General features: G+C 58.9%; 20 protein-coding genes. 11 read left to right on the plus strand and 9 right to left on the minus strand.

Annotated elements, in window-relative coordinates; translation table 11 throughout:
* Positions 1-44: 44 nt before the first annotated feature.
* Together EV660_RS02400 and hisF are read right to left on the minus strand one after the other, a co-directional pair.
* Positions 45-359 carry a phosphoribosyl-ATP diphosphatase gene (locus EV660_RS02400; protein ID WP_071481551.1) on the minus strand — a complete coding sequence of 105 codons (315 nt, stop codon included), beginning with the start codon at positions 357-359 and terminating at the stop codon, positions 45-47.
* Positions 356-1117 carry an imidazole glycerol phosphate synthase subunit HisF gene (hisF, locus tag EV660_RS02405; RefSeq protein ID WP_071482291.1) on the minus strand — a complete coding sequence of 254 codons (762 nt, stop codon included), beginning with the start codon at positions 1115-1117 and terminating at the stop codon, positions 356-358. The genes EV660_RS02400 and hisF overlap by 4 nt, the downstream gene beginning before the upstream one ends.
* A gap of 112 nt (positions 1118-1229) precedes the next feature.
* Between hisF and EV660_RS02410 the strand changes: the two genes are divergently transcribed.
* Both EV660_RS02410 and EV660_RS02415 read left to right on the plus strand, forming a co-directional pair.
* Positions 1230-1547: a TraR/DksA family transcriptional regulator gene (locus EV660_RS02410; protein ID WP_071481550.1), complete on the plus strand. Its 318-nt coding sequence runs from the start codon at positions 1230-1232 to the stop codon at positions 1545-1547.
* 934 nt (positions 1548-2481) lie between these two features.
* A complete protein-coding gene (locus EV660_RS02415) occupies positions 2482-4092 on the plus strand; it encodes a peptide chain release factor 3 (RefSeq protein WP_071481548.1) in 1611 nt (536 codons plus the stop codon).
* A gap of 7 nt (positions 4093-4099) precedes the next feature.
* Here the strand turns inward: EV660_RS02415 and EV660_RS02420 are convergent, their stop codons facing one another.
* The 4 genes from EV660_RS02420 to EV660_RS02435 all read right to left on the minus strand — a co-directional run bounded on the left by EV660_RS02420 (position 4100) and on the right by EV660_RS02435 (position 7523).
* Positions 4100-5017, minus strand: coding sequence for a bifunctional riboflavin kinase/FAD synthetase (locus tag EV660_RS02420; protein ID WP_071481547.1), 918 nt, complete (start codon positions 5015-5017; stop codon positions 4100-4102).
* Between the two features lie 30 nt (positions 5018-5047).
* Positions 5048-5491 carry a MaoC family dehydratase gene (locus tag EV660_RS02425; protein WP_071482290.1) on the minus strand — a complete coding sequence of 148 codons (444 nt, stop codon included), beginning with the start codon at positions 5489-5491 and terminating at the stop codon, positions 5048-5050.
* Positions 5492-5727: 236 nt separating this feature from the next.
* Positions 5728-6609 (minus strand): TIGR01459 family HAD-type hydrolase, encoded by an 882-nt coding sequence (locus tag EV660_RS02430; protein WP_071481546.1) that lies wholly within the window; start codon positions 6607-6609, stop codon positions 5728-5730.
* Entirely contained in the window at positions 6606-7523 is a 918-nt protein-coding gene (locus EV660_RS02435) for a manganese-dependent inorganic pyrophosphatase (protein WP_071481545.1), read from the minus strand. Before EV660_RS02435 ends, EV660_RS02430 begins: the two co-directional genes overlap by 4 nt.
* Positions 7524-7763: 240 nt before the next feature.
* Between EV660_RS02435 and groES the strand changes: the two genes are divergently transcribed.
* The 5 genes from groES (at position 7764) to EV660_RS02460 (ending at position 11163) form a co-directional block, all read left to right on the plus strand.
* Entirely contained in the window at positions 7764-8051 is a 288-nt protein-coding gene (gene groES, locus EV660_RS02440; RefSeq protein WP_071481544.1) for a co-chaperone GroES, read from the plus strand.
* Positions 8052-8096: 45 nt separating this feature from the next.
* The gene (groL, locus tag EV660_RS02445; protein WP_071481543.1) at positions 8097-9752 is read left to right on the plus strand and encodes a chaperonin GroEL; all 1656 of its coding nucleotides are present in this window, start codon (positions 8097-8099) and stop codon (positions 9750-9752) included.
* A 459-nt stretch (positions 9753-10211) separates the two neighbouring features.
* Complete coding sequence (locus EV660_RS02450; RefSeq protein ID WP_100319197.1) at positions 10212-10409, plus strand: hypothetical protein; 198 nt, start codon at positions 10212-10214, stop codon at positions 10407-10409.
* 11 nt (positions 10410-10420) lie between these two features.
* Positions 10421-10594 carry a DUF1328 domain-containing protein gene (locus tag EV660_RS02455; protein WP_071482289.1) on the plus strand — a complete coding sequence of 58 codons (174 nt, stop codon included), beginning with the start codon at positions 10421-10423 and terminating at the stop codon, positions 10592-10594.
* 59 nt (positions 10595-10653) lie between these two features.
* Positions 10654-11163, plus strand: a complete 510-nt coding sequence (locus tag EV660_RS02460; RefSeq protein ID WP_071481542.1) for a DUF2383 domain-containing protein — start codon at positions 10654-10656, stop codon at positions 11161-11163.
* Between the two features lie 52 nt (positions 11164-11215).
* Here the strand turns inward: EV660_RS02460 and copM are convergent, their stop codons facing one another.
* Positions 11216-11527: a CopM family metallochaperone gene (copM, locus tag EV660_RS02465; protein ID WP_375781710.1), complete on the minus strand. Its 312-nt coding sequence runs from the start codon at positions 11525-11527 to the stop codon at positions 11216-11218.
* A gap of 270 nt (positions 11528-11797) precedes the next feature.
* On the opposite strand from copM, the gene EV660_RS02470 reads away from it, so the two are divergent.
* Entirely contained in the window at positions 11798-12004 is a 207-nt protein-coding gene (locus EV660_RS02470) for a YgaP family membrane protein (RefSeq protein ID WP_071481540.1), read from the plus strand.
* Positions 12005-12114: 110 nt separating this feature from the next.
* Here EV660_RS02470 and metK read toward each other — a convergent pair whose 3' ends face one another.
* Positions 12115-13281 (minus strand): methionine adenosyltransferase, encoded by a 1167-nt coding sequence (gene metK / locus EV660_RS02475; protein ID WP_071481539.1) that lies wholly within the window; start codon positions 13279-13281, stop codon positions 12115-12117.
* Positions 13282-13404: 123 nt separating this feature from the next.
* Positions 13405-14043 carry an arylesterase gene (locus tag EV660_RS02480; RefSeq protein ID WP_071481538.1) on the minus strand — a complete coding sequence of 213 codons (639 nt, stop codon included), beginning with the start codon at positions 14041-14043 and terminating at the stop codon, positions 13405-13407.
* 79 nt (positions 14044-14122) lie between these two features.
* Between EV660_RS02480 and EV660_RS02485 the strand changes: the two genes are divergently transcribed.
* The 3 genes from EV660_RS02485 to mnmH are packed head-to-tail and all read left to right on the plus strand — an operon-like array spanning position 14123 to position 18453.
* The gene (locus EV660_RS02485) at positions 14123-14824 is read left to right on the plus strand and encodes an ABC transporter ATP-binding protein (protein WP_071482288.1); all 702 of its coding nucleotides are present in this window, start codon (positions 14123-14125) and stop codon (positions 14822-14824) included.
* The gene (locus EV660_RS02490; RefSeq protein WP_071481537.1) at positions 14821-17352 is read left to right on the plus strand and encodes an ABC transporter permease; all 2532 of its coding nucleotides are present in this window, start codon (positions 14821-14823) and stop codon (positions 17350-17352) included. Before EV660_RS02485 ends, EV660_RS02490 begins: the two co-directional genes overlap by 4 nt.
* Positions 17353-17394: 42 nt before the next feature.
* Positions 17395-18453 (plus strand): tRNA 2-selenouridine(34) synthase MnmH, encoded by a 1059-nt coding sequence (mnmH, locus tag EV660_RS02495; RefSeq protein WP_071481536.1) that lies wholly within the window; start codon positions 17395-17397, stop codon positions 18451-18453.
* Position 18454: the final 1 nt, after the last annotated feature.

Consider the following 18454-nt stretch of genomic DNA (forward strand, 5'->3'; position numbering starts at 1 on the left):
AACATGTGTGGCATATACCCAGGCGCGGGGCAGGGCAAGGGCGCTTAGGGCTGGCGCGCGGCCTTCTCGCTCAGGCCAGAGGTGCCTTCGCGGCGCGCAAGCTCTGCCTCAATCTCGGCCAGTGTCACCCCGCGTGCCGCGCACATGACCAGCAGATGATAGACGACATCTGCCGCCTCGGATGTCAGGCGCGCCTTGTCGCCCTTCACGGCCTCGATCACGGCCTCGATGGCCTCCTCGCCGAATTTCTCGGCGCATTTCTCGGGGCCTTTGGCCAGCAGTTTCGCGGTCCAGCTTGAGTCAGGGTCCGCCGCTTGCCGTGCCGCAATGGTGGAGGCCAGCCGCTCCAGCGCGCTCATGACACCCTCACCGGGATGCCAGCCGCAGCCATATGGGCCTTGGCCTCGCCAATTGTGTATTCGCCAAAATGAAAGATTGACGCGGCCAGCACCGCAGAGGCCCCCGCGACTGTCACCCCCTCGACCAGATGATCCAATGTCCCCACACCGCCAGAGGCGATCACCGGAATGCTCACCGCATCGACAATCGCGCGCGTCAGCGGCAGGTTGAAACCCGCGCGCGTGCCATCCCGGTCCATCGAGGTCAGCAGGATCTCGCCCGCGCCTTTGGCGGCAACCGTGCGGGCGAATTCAACTGCGTCAACGCCCGTCGGCTTGCGCCCGCCATGGGTGAAAATCTCCCATTTGCCGGGGCTGACGGTTTTGGCATCAATCGCCACAACAATGCACTGGCTGCCAAACCTGTCGGCGGCGCGGGCCACCACATCCGGGTCGGCCACGGCGGCGGAATTGAAACTGACCTTGTCCGCACCTGCCAGCAACAACGCGCGCACATCCTCAACGCTGCGCACCCCGCCGCCAACAGTCAGCGGCATGAAGCAGTTTTCCGCCGTGCGGGTTACCAGATCGAACATGGTGCCGCGGTTTTCATGGGTGGCGTGAATATCGAGAAAGCACAATTCGTCTGCGCCAGCGGCGTCATAGGCTTTCGCCGCCTCCACCGGGTCGCCGGCGTCGCGCAGGTCTACGAAATTCACGCCTTTGACCACGCGGCCATCGGCGACATCAAGGCAGGGGATGATGCGGGTTTTCAACATGGCGTTGTCATAGCCTGCACCGACGCGCCAGAAAAGAGGCATTTGATGCGGATCAATGACAGGGGGGCGAAACTGGCTGAATATCGACCCATCACACAGCAAGAGGCCAATCATGACCGACATCGCCGCACGCACTGCCCAGATAAAAGAACGCAAACTGGAATTGATTGCGCGGATCAGCCATGTCGATCAGGAGCTTGCCACCCATGGCAGCCCGGATTGGGAAGATAATGCGGTCGAACATGAAGAGGATGAAACCCTCGAAGCGCTGGGCAATGCGGCGCAAAGGGAAATTCTGATGCTGGATGCCGCATTGAAGCGCATCGACGCCGGGGAGTATGGCTTTTGCGTGAAATGCGGCAATGACATCAGCGAAGAACGCCTGAACCTGTTGCCTGCCACCCCGTTCTGCCGCGATTGTGCAACCTAGTGTTCGGCACCTGACACAAGATACCCGAAGACTGCTTGGAGGGCGTTGTGGACGGTCGACGTTAGCGCAACGTAGCGTAGCGTAGCGTAGCGTCGGGCCGCGGCGCGGCGATACGCGGTTGAATCTGTAGCGCTTTATCCTGGCCAAATCCGCGAAAGATCAGATCTTTGCGCTGGTGGTAGCCAAATCGCCGTGCCGTGGGTGCGGCCCGGCGATGCGCGGCGGCCTTCGGCCTTTGCTCCGCGCAGTTAAGAGCACCTGAACGGCAGATTTGTCCCGCATGGATGACTATAAAAACTCCTGACGGCAGTTTGTGTTGGATGCGGAACAGGGCATAGCTGTAAGGGCCGCGATGGGCATTCTGTACCGCAAATACACAATGCCTATCGTTGCGGGCATATCAGTATTCTCAGGCGGGGGATCCCCCTTCCTCAACACTGGGGCTGCCGTTTGAGCCACCCTCGGAGCCACTACCATTGCGGTCACCCATATCAAGGCCCGCGGGAGCATCATCGCTTGCGGGGCTGTCAGAGGGGCCGCTTGTTGCCGGGCAAGTTGAATTTGTCCAGTACAACACTTCGCCAGTCCTTTCTGAAACCACTGCCGAGAAGCTGCCGACATCGCACCCCGTTGCCCCTGCGCCCGCTGGGGCATCCTGCGCGATTGATGTTGTTGCAAACGCGGCAAGCGCCAGCGTGGGTAAAGTCACATAGAAACCTGTCATGGTGATACCTTTCTTCCGTGATGTATCCTAAGCGCGCCATCGACCGGCAGTTTTAAAACCCACAACCGTTGGTGCGCTATACCAAGGCCTAGAAAATCCGCGCAGCATTGAACCCGTCCAAACACAGGGGTTCACTTCATGATTTTGTGAGAATTTTCCTTTGGCATTGTATGTCTTGCCGAATTTTGCGCGCTAACCTATACGCGCAGCATGTTGGATCACGCACAAAACCGCCCCGAATTGCCGCCCGAAATTGCGCGGCGGCGCACCTTTGCCATCATCTCGCATCCGGATGCGGGAAAGACGACTTTGACTGAAAAATTCCTGCTCTTTGGTGGGGCCATCCAGATGGCCGGGCAGGTGCGCGCCAAGGGTGAGGCGCGGCGCACGCGCTCGGATTTCATGCAGATGGAAAAGGACCGTGGCATCTCGGTCTCGGCTTCGGCCATGTCTTTCGATTTCGGAACCTATCGGTTCAACCTGGTGGATACGCCGGGCCACTCTGATTTCTCTGAAGATACCTACCGCACCTTAACTGCTGTTGATGCGGCGGTGATGGTCATTGACGGGGCCAAGGGCGTGGAATCGCAGACCCGAAAATTGTTTGAGGTGTGCCGGTTGCGCGACCTGCCAATCTTGACCTTTTGCAACAAGATGGATCGTGAAAGCCGCGAAACCTTCGATATTATTGATGAAATTCAACAAAACCTTGCGATTGACGTAACCCCTGCAAGCTGGCCCATCGGGCGCGGGGCCGAGTTCATAGGGTGTTATGATCTGCTGCGCAACCGGCTGGAACTGATGGACCGCGCCGACCGCAACAAAGTGGGTGAAACCATTGTGCTGGACGGGTTGGATGACCCGGCAATGGAAGCGCATATCCCTGCCGATTTGCTGGCGCAACTGCGCGAAGAGGTCGAGATGGCGCGCGAATTGCTGCCACCGCTTGACCCGAAATCCGTGCTTGAAGGGCATCTGACCCCGATCTGGTTCGGGTCAGCGATCAATTCATTCGGCGTGAAGGAATTGATGGACGGCATCGCCGCCTATGCGCCGCAACCGCAGATTCAGAAGGCCGAAAATCGCCAGATCGCGCCAGAAGAAGACAAGGTCACAGGCTTTGTGTTCAAGGTGCAGGCCAATATGGACCCCAAGCATCGCGACCGCGTGGCCTTTGTGCGTCTTGCCTCGGGCCATTTTGAGCGCGGAATGAAACTGCTGCATGTGCGGTCGAAAAAGCAGATGAGCATCGCAAGTCCGGTGCTGTTTCTGGCAGCCGACCGCGAACTGGCGGAAGAGGCCTGGGCGGGTGATATCATCGGCATTCCCAACCACGGACAATTGCGCATCGGCGATGCGCTGACCGAAGGCGAGGCGCTGCGCTTCACCGGTATCCCCAGTTTTGCGCCGGAACTGCTGCAAGCCTGCCGCGCAGGCGACCCGATGAAGGCCAAGCATCTGGACAAGGCGCTGACCCAATTCGCCGAAGAAGGGGCCGCCAAGGTATTCAAGCCGGTTTTCGGGTCAGGCTTTATCGTGGGGGTTGTCGGGCAGTTGCAATACGAGGTGCTGGCCAGCCGGATTGAACTGGAATATGGACTGCCGGTTCGGTTCGAGCCGACACAATTCACCTCGGCGCGCTGGGTGGCCGGTGACAAGCTGGCGGTTGAAAAATTCACTGCCGCCAACAAACAGCATATGGCCACTGACAGTGATGGCGACCCGGTGTTCATGACGCGGCTGCAATGGGATATTGACCGCGTGGCCCGCGATTACCCCGATATTCGCCTGACATCGATCAAGGAAATGCACGGCACCTGACAGGGCGCTATAGCGCATCCAGTATGGCACGCGCCTGCGCGCTGTCTGCGTCCATCTGGGTAATCAGCCCGTCCAGGCTGTCAAACCGCATCTCGTCGCGCAAATGTGCAATGAGGGCCACTGACAGGTGGTGACCATAAAGATCACCCTTGAAGTCGAAAAGATGACTTTCAAGATTGGGCAGGTTCTCTCCGAACATGGGCCGGACCCCGATCGAGGCGACGCCGTGGAACTGCCCTTGATCCGGCACATCGACTAGCACAGCATAGACCCCGAAACGCGGGGGGTGCAGGCCGGTGATTGACATGTTTGCGGTCGGGTATCCCAATTCTCGCCCGCGTTTTTCGCCATGCAGCACTTCGCCGTCGATCCGGTGCCAATGGCCCAGCATATCAGCGGCGTCACGCGGGCGCCCATCGGTGATGGCTCGGCGAATGGCCGTTGACGAAAAAACGCGGTCCCCCTCGGCCAGCAGCGGCGCGATGGTGACCTTGAACCCCAAATCGCGGCCGAGGCGTTCCAGGTCGCCAGCGGTGCCTTGACGGCCCTTGCCAAAACAGAAATCCGCACCCACCACGACATGGCGGACCCCAAGCCCCTGTGACAGGACATCACGGGCAAATTCATCAGCAGAGAGGCTGGAAAGCTCGCGCCCGAATGGCAACTGGTACAAGTGCTGGACACCCAGCCGCGCGAGTCGATTCGCGCGGGTTTCTGCACTCATCAGCCGGAAGGGGGGCGCATCGGGGGTAAAGAATTCGCGGGGGTGCGGTTCAAAGCAGATGATCCCAAGTGGCGCATCGGGCAGGCGCGCAAGGTCGATGACGCGCTGGTGCCCACGATGGACCCCGTCGAAATTGCCCAAGGCGACAGAGGCCCCCTTGTCAGTTGGGGCAGGGTCGCGCCAATGGTGAAAAATCTGCATTTGCCCCCTGTGGGGCAATACGCCCCGCCTTTAGTCGAATTTGCGGCTTGGTGCCAGCACTGTGGCTTCGCCTTTCAGGACTGTCATATCCCCCACCGTGCAACGACATTCAAGTGTGACGCGTCGTTTTGCATAATCGATGGTCAGCACGGTCACTTCGGCCAGCACCACATCACCGGGGCGCACGGGGGCCATGAATTTCAGCGTCTGGCCCATATAAATCGTGCCGTGACCCGGAAGCTGTTCGCCAATCACTGCCGAGATCAGGCCCGCTGTCAGCATTCCATGCGCGATACGTCCTTCGAAAATGGTGTCTTGGGCGTAATCGTCATCCAGATGCACTGGGTTCCGGTCGGTTGAGACTTCGGCGAATAACTCGATATCGCGGTTGGTGATTTCCTTGCGCAGGTAGCGCGACATACCGATTTCTAGATCCTCGATGCAGATGGTGCCCCGGGGAAGATTGTCATTCATGCCGTTGTCCAACATTGCTCAAACCCTTCTGAAACCCGAATCCAGTTCGTTGTTGCAGTGCAGCAATAGCCGATCATTGCCTTTCGTGCAACCACCTTGGGTAATAATCGTGCAAAAGATGTAAAAATGATGTAATTATGTTGCGCGCAATCATGTCGCACCTGCTGCATTTTCGTACTGAAAAACCCCACCCTGCTTGTGCAGGATGGGGCAATGCCTTGGGGTGAAACAAGGGGTCAGCGCAATCGACCGATGGCAAATGTCGGCACTATCTCTTGTGTTGCAGTCCAGTCTTGCAGCAGCTTCGAGTCCGGGTTTTCCACATCCGGACCGAACTCAGCCGCCGCCAGCCCGCCCGTGATGAACAGGGTATCAATCCCCTCAACTAGACCGCCTTTGATGTCTGTGCCAATCCCGTCACCAATCGCTATTGCGCGATCCTCGGAAAACTTTACGCCCTTGCTGGTCGCGATACGGCGCGCCAGATCATAAATCGGCGGGTGTGGTTTGCCAAAATAAAAACTTTCGCCCCCCATCTGGTCATAAAGCTGCGCCAGCGCGCCCGCACAATAGATGCGCTTGTCCCCGTAATCGACAATGATATCGGGATTGGCGCAAAGCAGTTTCAAGCCGCGCGCCTTGGCCGACAGAAATCGGCCGCGATACTCTTCGGGGGTTTCGGTCCATTCGTCGAACAGGCCCGTGCAGACAATGCCCTCTGCGTCATCAAATGACACGCGCTCGATTTCTGGCTGGTCCTTCGCCCAGTCTGGCAAGGTGGTGAAAAAGCTGTCGTCTTTCTCGGGGCCAAGATGCCAGACACGCCGCCCGACAGCGCCCATCAGCATCCCCGCCTGCGCCGCATCACCTGAAGTGGCGATGCCATCATAGGCGTCATGTGACAGGCCCATCGCATCCAGTTGCGCCTGAACCCCGGCAGTGGGGCGGGGCGAGTTTGTCACCAGAACAACGCAGCCCCCCGCTTTGCGGAATGCTTGAAGTGCGGCTTCGGCGGCGGGGTAGACCCGTTCCCCATTGTGAACGCAGCCCCACAGATCGACCAGCGCCAGATTGTAATTGGTCGAGATTTCGGCGAAGTCCGAGATGATCCGGGTCACTGCGTCAAGACCGGGATGATCTGTTTCTTGCGGCTCATGACGCCGGGCAGCACGACTGTGTCACCCGTAACAGTCACGTTGAAGGACTTCTCGGCGACCTTGCGCAGCAGATCATTGGGCACCAGAAGCGTGGCTTCCTCGTTCAGAATGTCGATGACAAACAACATGACCTCATCCGCGCCATCTTCTGCGGCGACGCCGGGCATGGCCGCAACCAGCGCATCCTTGCGCGACAGGATCTGATCGGGGGCAGTGGTCTCCAGCACCGAGATGCGGAAAGTCTTGTCGCCAACCTTGTATTTCTTGGCATCCATCTTCAGCAATTCGGCATCTGAAAAGGCCGATACATCAGATTTCGCAGCAAACATTTGCGCGGCCAACTCGCCGATATCGACGCCCAGTTCCTCTGCCAATGCATGGGCCACAGCGCGGTCGGTCTGGGTGGTGGTGGGAGAGCGGAATTCCAGCGTATCGGACAGGATGCATGACAGCATCATCCCCTTCACCCCGCGTGGGGCCTGCGCCATATGCTTGCCAATCAAGTCATACATGATGGTCGCGGTGCAGGCCAGCGGACGGATGGTAATGTCGATCGGGCCTTTTGTTTCCAGCCCGCCGACCAGCTTGTGATGGTCAATAATGCCCTGAATATCGGCGTCGTTAATACCCTTGGGCAATTCGTCGGGATTGTTTGTGTCCACGATCACGACAGGCGTGCCGGGCGCAAGGTCTTGCAGGATCTCCGGCTGATCGAAGCCCCAATGCTCTAGCACGAATTTCGCTTCGGTGTTGGGTTCCCCCAACAGCACGGCCTCGGCTGGGGTGCCGCTGATATGAGTCAGATACCACGCCCAGATCAGGGGGGAGCCGGTCGAGTCGGTGTCGGGAGAGTAATGGCCGAAAACTTTGATCATCGCTGCAATTCCGTGTGTTGTTATGGTAACTGCCGGGGCAGTTTCTGCGCTGCTTATAGCCCTGCGGCAAATGCTTGTCACGCCATGCAAGCAAGGTGAAATTTCTGTGGCCGGGGCAGCGTTTTTTTCGGCACAATGATGTTGACAGCTCAGGTTGCTATCCCTATCTCTGCGCCGTTAGCACTCGACCAGGGCGAGTGCCAACAAATTTTCAACCTGGAACCAAAGGAGCGTTCTCAGATGGCATTCAAACCGCTGCATGACCGTGTACTCGTCCGTCGCGTTGAGGGCGAAGAAAAAACCAAGGGCGGTCTGATCATTCCCGACAGCGCCAAGGAAAAGCCCGCAGAGGGCGAAGTCATCGCCACCGGCGAAGGCGCGCGCAAGGATTCGGGCGAGTTGATCGACATGGCTGTTAAGGCTGGTGATCGGGTTCTGTTCGGCAAGTGGTCGGGCACCGAAGTGACGATCGACGGCGAAGAGCTGCTGATCATGAAAGAAAGCGACATTCTTGGCGTAATCGCCTGAATCGTTTTCGCAAAGTAGAAATTCAGACACCCAGGAGGCACCCAGATGGCTGCTAAGGACGTCAAATTCAACACCAATGCCCGCGACCGTATGTTGCGCGGCGTAAATATTCTGGCCGATGCGGTAAAGGTTACCCTTGGCCCCAAAGGTCGCAATGTCGTTATCGACAAATCTTTCGGTGCGCCCCGCATCACCAAGGACGGTGTATCGGTTGCCAAGGAAATCGAACTGGAAGACAAGTTCGAGAACATGGGCGCGCAGATGGTCAAGGAAGTGGCTTCGCGCACCAATGACGAAGCTGGCGACGGCACAACCACTGCAACAGTTCTGGCTCAGGCAATCGTGCGCGAAGGTCTGAAATCGGTTGCCGCTGGCATGAACCCGATGGACCTGAAGCGCGGCATCGACCTTGCAACCACCAAAGTCGTGGAATCGATCAAGGCTGCTGCACGCCCTGTCAACGACAGCGCAGAAGTTGCTCAGGTCGGCACCATTTCCGCCAATGGCGAAGCTGAAATCGGTCGCCAAATTGCGGACGCGATGCAGAAAGTCGGCAATGAAGGCGTGATCACTGTTGAAGAAAACAAGGGTCTGGACACAGAAACCGATGTGGTCGAAGGTATGCAGTTCGACCGTGGCTACCTGTCGCCCTATTTTGTCACCAACCCTGACAAGATGATTGCGGAACTGGATGATGCAATCATCCTGATCCACGAGAAGAAGCTGTCCTCGTTGCAGCCCATGGTTCCGCTGCTGGAGCAGGTCATCCAGTCGCAAAAGCCACTGCTGATCATTGCTGAAGATGTGGAAGGCGAAGCGCTGGCAACTCTGGTTGTCAACAAACTGCGCGGCGGTCTGAAAATCGCAGCGGTCAAGGCACCGGGCTTCGGCGATCGTCGCAAAGCGATGCTGCAGGATATCGCAATTCTGACCGGCGGTCAGGTGATCAGCGAAGATCTGGGCATGAAGCTGGAAAGCGTGACGATGGACATGCTTGGCAGCGCCAAGAAAGTGACGATCAACAAGGATAACACAACCATTGTTGACGGTGCTGGCGAGAAAGCCGAAATCGAAGCACGCGTTTCCCAGATCCGTCAGCAGATCGAAGAAACCACCTCTGACTACGACCGCGAAAAGCTGCAAGAGCGTCTGGCCAAGCTGGCTGGCGGTGTTGCCGTGATCCGCGTTGGCGGCATGTCGGAAGTCGAAGTTAAAGAGCGTAAGGACCGCGTTGATGACGCGCTGAACGCAACCCGCGCAGCGGTGCAGGAAGGCATCGTTGTCGGTGGTGGTGTGGCGCTGATCCAGGCTGGCAAAGCGCTTGAAGGTCTGACCGGCGAGAACAACGACCAGACGGTTGGTATCTCGATCGTGCGCAAGGCACTGGAAGCGCCGCTGCGTCAGATCGCAGAGAATGCTGGTGTTGACGGGTCCGTTGTGGCGGGCAAGATCCGCGAAAGCAACGACAAGTCGTTCGGCTTCAATGCTCAGACCGAAGAATATGGCGACATGTTCAAGTTCGGCGTGATCGACCCAGCCAAAGTTGTGCGCACAGCACTTCAGGACGCATCGTCGGTTGCTGGTCTGCTGATCACCACCGAAGCCATGATCGCCGACAAGCCAGAGCCGAAGGGCCAGGGCGGCGCAGGCGGCGGCATGCCCGATATGGGCGGCATGGGTGGCATGGGCGGCATGATGTAAGCTGCTGCCACAGCACTACGAATAACGAGGGGCCGGAAATTTTTCGGCCCCTTTTTCTATAGGCGTTTTTGTTTTCGTCCGTTTTGGTCAGGTGCACAAAAGCGGTTTGTGGGTAGTGTTCGCCACCTGACGAATGGTTCCCGCGTCCGATCCGATGCTTTCACGAGAGGCGGCTATGCGGGACTCTGCGGACATAGCAAAGCCGGGTGCAAAGCCGCGTAGCGTCGGGCCGCGGTGCGGCGATCCAAGGCTTACTCTATAGCGCTTTATGCTGGCCAAGCCCCTGAGAGATCAGATCTTTGCGCTGGGGGCAGCCAAATCGCCGTGCCGTGGGGGCGGCCCTTTGAGTCGCGGCGGCCTTCGGCCTTGATTCCGCGCTACTCAAAGACTGCAACGCCCTCCAATCATTCATCGGGTATCTTGTGTCTTGGCGGCAAACATTAGCCTCAAAGTGCCCGCATGAAAAAAGGCGCAAGCGGCGCAGTTTCACTTCTGGCAAATGCGAACCAAACAATGCAGCAGGATTTTTGTATCAGTGAGAAACCTGAAAAACAGAAAGAACTCGGGTCAGTCATGCTGACTTGTTTACGGGCAAACGGAACCGTGGGCGCGGCAGATCGTTGGATTTGTAATGGTCGCCTATGCGACGCTGAATGAAAGGATACACCATGTTAGGTTGGGCACTTACTTTTCTGATCGTTGCACTTGTGGCTGCGGCGCTCGGATTCTCTGGAATTGCTGGCGCGGCGTCATCAATCGCACAAATTCTGTTCGTTATTTTCCTCGTGCTGTTTGTGGTCGCCATGATCGCGCGTGCTGTGCGAGGGCAACCACCGATGTGACAGGTCAAAAGCCGGTTCAGCAGAACCGGCTTTTCACTCTGACGCAGAAAGGCAGTGTTATGGACCCCAAAGATATCAAGCATTTAAACCCAAAGCTGGCACCAGATGCCGGTGAGCCGATCGAAACTTCGCCCGGAGTGCAGCAAGATCCGGGGAATGGTGACCCGATTGACAAGATTGCTGAAGTGCACACTCGCGTGCTCGATACAATCGCTGGTTTCAAGAAGCTGTCGCAAAAGGCAGAGCCGGAGTTCAAACCGGTATCTGATGCGTTTCTTGCAACCCATCAGAAACACGAGCGCGAGTTGGCCGAGCATCTTCGCAAACAAGGGCGCGAGCCCGGCGAAGACGGGTCATTTTTCGGCACAGTGAACAGCTCTCTGATCGAGATACGGTCCTGGTTTGAGGACGTGTCCGACAACGTGATGGACCGCGTTGCAGAAGGCGAAAAGCATGTTCTTGATGGCTATGAAGACGCTCGAAACACCGGGCAGAGCATCGAGGCAAATGCGATGCTGGCCTTTCATATTAAAGAAATCAATGCGCTGATGCGCGCGCATGGCACCTGACCCGACGCGCGCGCTAGAGTGCCGAATGTCGGGCGTCATGCGCCCGACATTTTCAGTGGCCGCGCGCTTCTAGCCAGGCACGCATCCACTCAATCTCTTCTTGCTGTGCGGCGATAATTTCACGCGCCAATTCGGCCACTTCCGGGTCTGAACCGTGTTCCAGCACGATTTCGGCCATAACAACGGCCCCTTCATGATGCGGAATCATGCCACGAATGAAATCGACATCGGCATCGCCTGTGAATTCGATCATCATGTCGCTATGCATAGCGTCATTGGCTTCCATATAGGCACGAGTTGAGGCGGGCAGATCCGCGCTCTGGGCGCTTTCATGCTGATGGCCTGCATGATCATCATGGTCCATTTGGCTGTGATCCATGTGACCGTGACTGGATGCAATAGCATAGCCGCCAGCACCGACCCCAGCAGCAATGACAAGGCTGATGGCAAGAGCAATTGGCTTCATGTGACGTTCCTCCTTTATGTCGGCAGCGTTCTAGAAGGCTCCGGTAGCTGGAAGGGAAGTCACGAGCGCGTGAAAGGTGTTGCCGCGATTGGAAATCAAACATTCATATGCTTGAATTACATGTTGGGCCATGCGAGTATGAATCAGGTTATATATTGGAGAATCCCCATGACAGTCGATCGTGCAGTCCTTGCCTTTGCCGGTGTGATGGTGCTGATCAGCGTTTTGCTGACCACATTCGTCTCGCCACTCTTTATCTGGTTCACCGTGTTCATCGGGCTGAACATGTTCCAGTCTGCCTTTACAGGGCTGTGCCCCGCCGCGATGGTGTTTCGTAAGCTTGGCCTGAAAGGCGATTGCGCCACGAACCCCTAAGCAGGGGCAAATCCAAAAATAAAGACAGCGTGTCGGCGGTTTTGCCAGACACGCTGTGTTCAGTTCAGATGAAAGCGGCTTTGCCAGAAGTGGTAAAGCCCCCCTGTCACTCAGACTTCTTTTTTCAAAGCATCAATCAGGTCTGTGCGTTCCCATGAGAAGCCGCCATCTGCTTCGGGGGCGCGGCCAAAATGGCCATAGGCTGCCGTGCGCGCATAGATTGGCCGGTTCAGGCCCAGATGCTCGCGAATGCCGCGCGGCGTCAGGTCCATGACCCGCGCAACAGCGCGTTCAATCGCTTCATCATCAACCAGCCCGGTGCCATGTGTATCGACATAGATCGACAACGGCTTGGCCACCCCGATGGCGTAGGAAATCTGCAAGGTGCAGCGCTTTGCCATGCCTGCTGCGACCACGTTTTTGGCCAGATAGCGCGCGGCATAGGCGGCAGAGCGGTCAACCTTCGTCGGGTCTTTGCCCGAAAAAGCACCCCCTCCATGCGGGGCCGAACCCCCGTATGTATCGACGATGATCTTGCGCCCGGTCAGTCCGGCATCGCCATCAGGGCCGCCGATCACAAATGTGCCTGTCGGGTTGACCCACCATTCGGTATTTTCGGTCAGCCAGTCGGCAGGCAGCACTTCCCGGATATAGGGTTCGACAATCGCGCGGATATCGTCAGGTTTCTGATCCTCGCTGGCATGCTGCGTGGATAGCACAAGCTGTGTCACCTCTACCGGCTTGCCGCCCTCATAGCGCAAGGACAACTGGGTCTTTGCATCGGGGCGCAATGTCGGTTCGGCCCCGGATTTGCGCACCTCAGCCAGACGTTTGAGAATCTGATGTGAATACTGGATCGGCGCGGGCATCAGTTCGGGTGTTTCATCCACGGCATAGCCGAACATGATCCCCTGATCGCCAGCGCCATCCTGCGATACGCCCTGCCAGATATGGGCAGATTGTTCATGCAGGAAGTTCAGAACATGGCAGGTGTTCCAGTGAAACTTGTCTTGTTCATAGCCGATATCGCGGATGCAGTCGCGCGCGATTTGCGGGATGCGCCCCATGTAGTCCTTCAGCCGTTCCGGGTCGGACAGGCCGACCTCTCCGCCAATGACAACCAGCGAAGAGGTGGCAAAAGTTTCGCAAGCAACGCGCGCGGTTTCTTCTTCGGCAAGAAGCGCGTCAAGCACCGCGTCCGAAATGCGGTCGCAAACCTTGTCGGGGTGTCCTTCGGACACGGATTCAGAAGTGAAAATGTAGTTCTGTCTTGCCATTGTACATCCGCCTGCTATCGCCGCCTCGACCGAATTGGTCTAAGCAACCCTGTCATAAGGTTGTTTTACTGTTGGCCCATAGCAAGAAGCGTTACGGACCACAACTGTGTGGAAAAGCACCCGTCAGGACGGTTGTGCATCCAGCCCGCGCAGGAAATCCAGCACCTGCGGGCCGATCCCTTCGACGATCAGGGCGACCCCTTCGGCATTGGGGTGGATGTGATCGTCCTGCATCAGGTCTGCGAAACTGGCCCCTGCATCTGCCTTATCCGTCATTGGCTGCATGAAATTGGGGTAAAGCGGGACATTGTACTGCCCAGACAGGTCGACATACATACGCTCGAATGCCAGTTGAAATTCCGGCCCGTAATTGCCGGGGGCGGGCAGGCCGGCCAGCATCGCGGGTATCCCCTCGAGTTCCAGCCGCGCCAAAATGCCGCTGAGGTTTTCCTTGCTGGCGGACGGGTTCAGGCCGCGCAACAGGTCATTGCCGCCTAAGGTGACAAGCATCGCATCGACCGGTTCGGACAAGGTCCAGTCCATCCGCGCCAGCCCGCCAGCGGTCGTATCGCCGGACACGCCTGCATTGATGACCTCAACCTCAACGCCTTGTTCATCAAGCCAGGCTTGCAGTTGCGGCACGAAACCGTCTTCGGTTGGCAGGCCGTAGCCTTGGGTCAGGCTGTCACCAAGCGCGACCAGCCGGATGGGCGCCTCACCAGCAGTTGCGACAGAACCGCCGGCAATGAGCGTTAAAGACATGATTGCCGCAGCGCAGCGGTTGCCGAATGCGGACGCAACCCCATATGCTTGGGAATGGTTTTTTAAAAGGAAAGTCTGGATGAAGGACATGGTACTCTCGTTCAGGGATGTGGAATTGACCCTACAGGGCAATGCGGGGCCAGTGAATATCTTGCGTGCAATCACGCTGGATGTCACGCGGGGTGAAACCGTGGGGTTGATCGGGCCGTCCGGCTCGGGCAAGTCATCGCTCCTCATGCTCATGGGCGGGCTTGAACGTGCAACGGCGGGAACAGTCTCGGCGCTGGGCCATGATCTGACTGCCCTTGGCGAAGATGCACTTGCCCGGTTTCGCAGGCAACATATGGGGGTGGTGTTTCAGTCTTTCCACCTGATTCCGACAATGACTGCCCTTGAAAATGTCGCAACCCCGCTGGAACTGGCTGGCAGACGTGACGCTTTTGAGCGTGCAGAAGAAGAACTTCGTGCCGTGGGCCTTGGCCATCGGCTGGACCATTACCCCGTCCAGATGTCAGGCGGAGAGCAGCAGCGTGTGGCCTTGGCGCGTGCCGCCGCGCCGCGCCCCGACATCCTGCTGGCAGATGAGCCGACCGGGAACCTTGATGGCCCCAACGGACAGGCAATCATGGATTTGTTATTCGGGTTACGCGACCGCCATGGCGCGACGCTGGTGCTGGTCACCCATGCGCCCGAACTGGCCGCGCGTTGCGACCGGGTGATCACCTTGGCCGATGGCCGCATTTCAGGCGTTGAGACACGCCGCAAAGAGGCCGCTGAATGATCTCTGTGGCATGGAAGATTGCGCGCCGCGAATTGCGCGGTGGGCTGCGCGGGTTCTGGGTGTTTCTGGCCTGTCTGGCTTTGGGCGTGGGCGCAATCGCCGCGGTCGGGTCGGTACGCGGTGCGATTGATAACGGGCTTGCGCGCGAAGGGGCCACGCTTCTGGGTGGTGATGCCGAATTGCGCATGACCTACCGCTTCGCCACTGCGGAGGAGCGCGACTGGATGGACGGGTTCGCCGCGCAAGTGTCCGAGATCGTGGATTTCCGGTCCATGGCTGTTGCTGGCATGGGCGACACGGCTGAACGGTCGGTTACGCAGGTCAAAGGTGTGGATGCGGCCTATCCGCTGGTGGGCAGTGTCGGGCTGGACCCACCCATCCCGCTGGATCAGGCGCTGGAGGTGCAGGACGGGTTACCCGGCGGGGTAATGGAACGCATCCTCGCCGAACGTTTGGGGCTGGAGATGGGCGACACCTTCCGGCTGGGTGTGCAGGAATTCACCTTGCGCGCCCATATCACCCGCGAACCTGATGGGCTGGGCGCGAATTTCGGCTTTGGCCCACGCACGCTGGTGCGCAGCGATGCGCTGGACAATGCCGAATTGCTGGGGCCGGGCACGCTGTATGAGGTGAACTACCGCATGCTTTTGCCCGACCAGTCGCTGGATCAGGCGCGTGGCATTGTCACAACGCAGTTTGACGGCGCAGGCGTGCGCTGGCGCGACAGTCGGAATGCAGCGCCACAGATCCGCAACGTGATCGAGCGTGTCTCGTCCTTTCTGGTGCTGGTCGGGTTGGCGGGGCTTGCTGTTGGTGGCGTTGGTGTCTCTGCCGCTGTTCGGACCTATCTGGACGGCAAGACCAATGTGATTGCCACACTCAAAACGCTTGGCGCAGAAAGCCGCACGATATTTGCGGTGTATCTGATGCAGATCGGGGTGCTGACCGTGATCGGTCTGGTTCTGGGTCTGGCGCTGGGGGCGGTTGTACCCTTCGCGGTGGCCCCTCTGGTGGCCGACCAGATTCCGGTTGAACTGGAAATCACGGTGCAGGCGCGCGCACTGATCGAGGCCGCGCTTTATGGCGCACTGACCGCGCTTATCTTCACCCTCTGGCCGCTGGCACGGACGGAACATGTCCGCGCGGCCACAATTTTCCGTGGTGTGGCAGAGGCCGCGAAGGGCTGGCCGCGCTGGCCCTATATGCTGGTCACGCTTGCGCTGGTGGGGGGGTTGGTGCTGGTCGCGGCGAGGTTTGCTGCTGTGCCGCGTCTGGCCTATGCGACGGCTGCGGGGGTTATCGGGGCCTTGGCGGTGCTGACACTTGCTGCGCTGGGGGTGCGCTTTGTCGCGCGCAGGCTGGCGCGGTCGCGTGTGCTGCGCGGTCGCACCGCGTTGCGCATGGCAATGGGCGCGATTGGCAACCCGCGCGAAGGGGCCACGGCGGTTATCCTGTCGCTTGGTCTTGGGCTTACGGTTCTCGCAGCTGTTGGACAGATCGACAATAACCTGCGCCGCGCCATTACGATGGACCTGCCCGACCGCGCCCCCAGCTATTTTTTTCTGGATATTCAGAATACGCAGCTAGAGGGGTTTCTGGCGCGGTTGAGCGAGGATGAAAATGTCGACCGTGTGGAAACAGCGCCCATGTTGCGCGGCGTTGTGTCCGAAATCAACGGTATCCCGGCGCGCGAACACCCTGCTGCGGGTCATTGGGTTCTGCGCGGTGACCGTGGGATCAGCTATTCTGCGACCATCCCCGACGGCACGCGCCTGACCGCCGGCGACTGGTGGCAAGAGGACTATTCCGGCCCGCCATTGGTCAGTTTCGGCGCAGAGCAGGCCGCCGAACTGGGCATTGGCGTTGGCGATGAAATCACGGTCAATATTCTGGGCCGAAACATCACAGCCGAAATCGCCAATCTGCGCGAGGTCGATTTCTCGACCGGGGGCATTGGCTTTGTGATGATCATGTCGCCAGAACCGATGCGATCTGCGCCGCATACCCATATTGCGACGGTCTATGCGCTGGAAGCCGCCGAGGGCGCGATCCTGCGTGACCTGTCCAACATGTTCCCCAACATCACAGCCATTCGCGTGCGCGAAGCCGCCGAGCGCGTGACCGAGGCGCTGTCCACCATGGCCACGGCCACCAGCTATGCCGCCCTTGCCACGCTGCTGACGGGCTTCGTGGTGCTGATCGGCGCGGCTGCGGCGGGCGAGCGTGCGCGGGTTTATGAAGCGGCCGTGATGAAAGCCCTGGGGGCAACGCGCGCGGGCATTCTGGCCAGTTTCGCGCTGCGCTCTGTGCTGATGGGGGCAGCGGCGGGGCTGGTGGCGCTGGCGGCGGCCGCGCTGGCGTCCTGGGCGGTGATGCGCTTCGTGATGGAAGCAAGCTATCAGTTCGAGCCGTTCTCGGCGATTGCGATTGTCATCGGTGGTATAGTCGCAACGCTGCTGGCGGGCTTGGCCTTTGCGTTGCGTCCATTGGCGGTGCGCCCTGCGCAGACGCTGCGCGCGCAGGATTGACCTTTTGACCTGCTACGGCCATGGCTGCGGCAGGGGGGACGCATGGCCTTTGTTCTGAACGCGTTGCAAGATCTGCAAACCGCGCGCTTCGATACCATTATCGATGCGCGCGCGCCTGCTGAATTTGCCGAAGATCATCTGCCCGGGGCGATCAATCTGCCGGTGCTGGATGATGAGGAACGTGCCCGTGTCGGCACGATCTACAAGCAGCACAGCCCCTTCATGGCGCGCAAGCTGGGTGCGGCATTGGTGGCACAGAATGCCGCGCGGCATCTGCTCGGGCCATTGGCGGACAAACCCGGCGACTGGCAGCCGTTGGTTTATTGTTGGCGCGGGGGGCAGCGATCTGGCTCTTTCGCCACGATCCTGCGCCAGATCGGCTGGCGTGTCGAGGTGCTGGAGGGGGGATATAAAAGCTATCGCCGCCAAGTGCAGGCGCTTTTGTATGACGGAGTGTTTCCGGCCCCCGTCCTGTTGATTGATGGTGGTACCGGCAGCGCCAAGACGGAAATTCTGGGCCATGTGGCCGCGCTGGGTGGACAGGTGCTGGACCTTGAGGCGCTTGCCGGGCATCGTGGGTCACTGTTTGGCGGGCTGGCGCCACAACCGTCGCAAAAACTGTTCGAAACGCATCTGGCGCAGGCGGTCTGCGCGCTGGACCCCGCGCGCCCTGTCCTGATCGAAGCAGAGTCAAATCGCATCGGTAACATCCGTCTGCCACCGGCCTTGTGGCACGCCATGCAAGCGGCTCCGCGTGTGCGTGTCGATGCGCCCGTCGCAGCCCGCGCGGCCTATTCCATGCGGGTCTATAGCGACTTTACCAAGCACCCCGACCGGCTGGCCACCGTGATCGAAGGGTTGCGCCCCTATCAGCCAGCCGCCCGGATAGAGGCGTGGCACAAGTTGGTAACAACTGGTGATTTCGCGACATTGGCCGAAAGCCTGATTGCGGCGCATTATGACCCAAGCTATCAGCGCATGCGCAAAGGGCAACGGCCTGTCTTGAGCCTCGATCTGCCTGATTTATCGGAAAAGTCGCAGAAAATCGCGGCAGAACGGCTATTTCAGCAATTGAAATATCTTGAATCTGCAAACACCTGAG

The organism is Roseinatronobacter bogoriensis DSM 18756, assembly GCF_004366635.1.
GTDB lineage: Bacteria > Pseudomonadota > Alphaproteobacteria > Rhodobacterales > Rhodobacteraceae > Roseinatronobacter > Roseinatronobacter bogoriensis.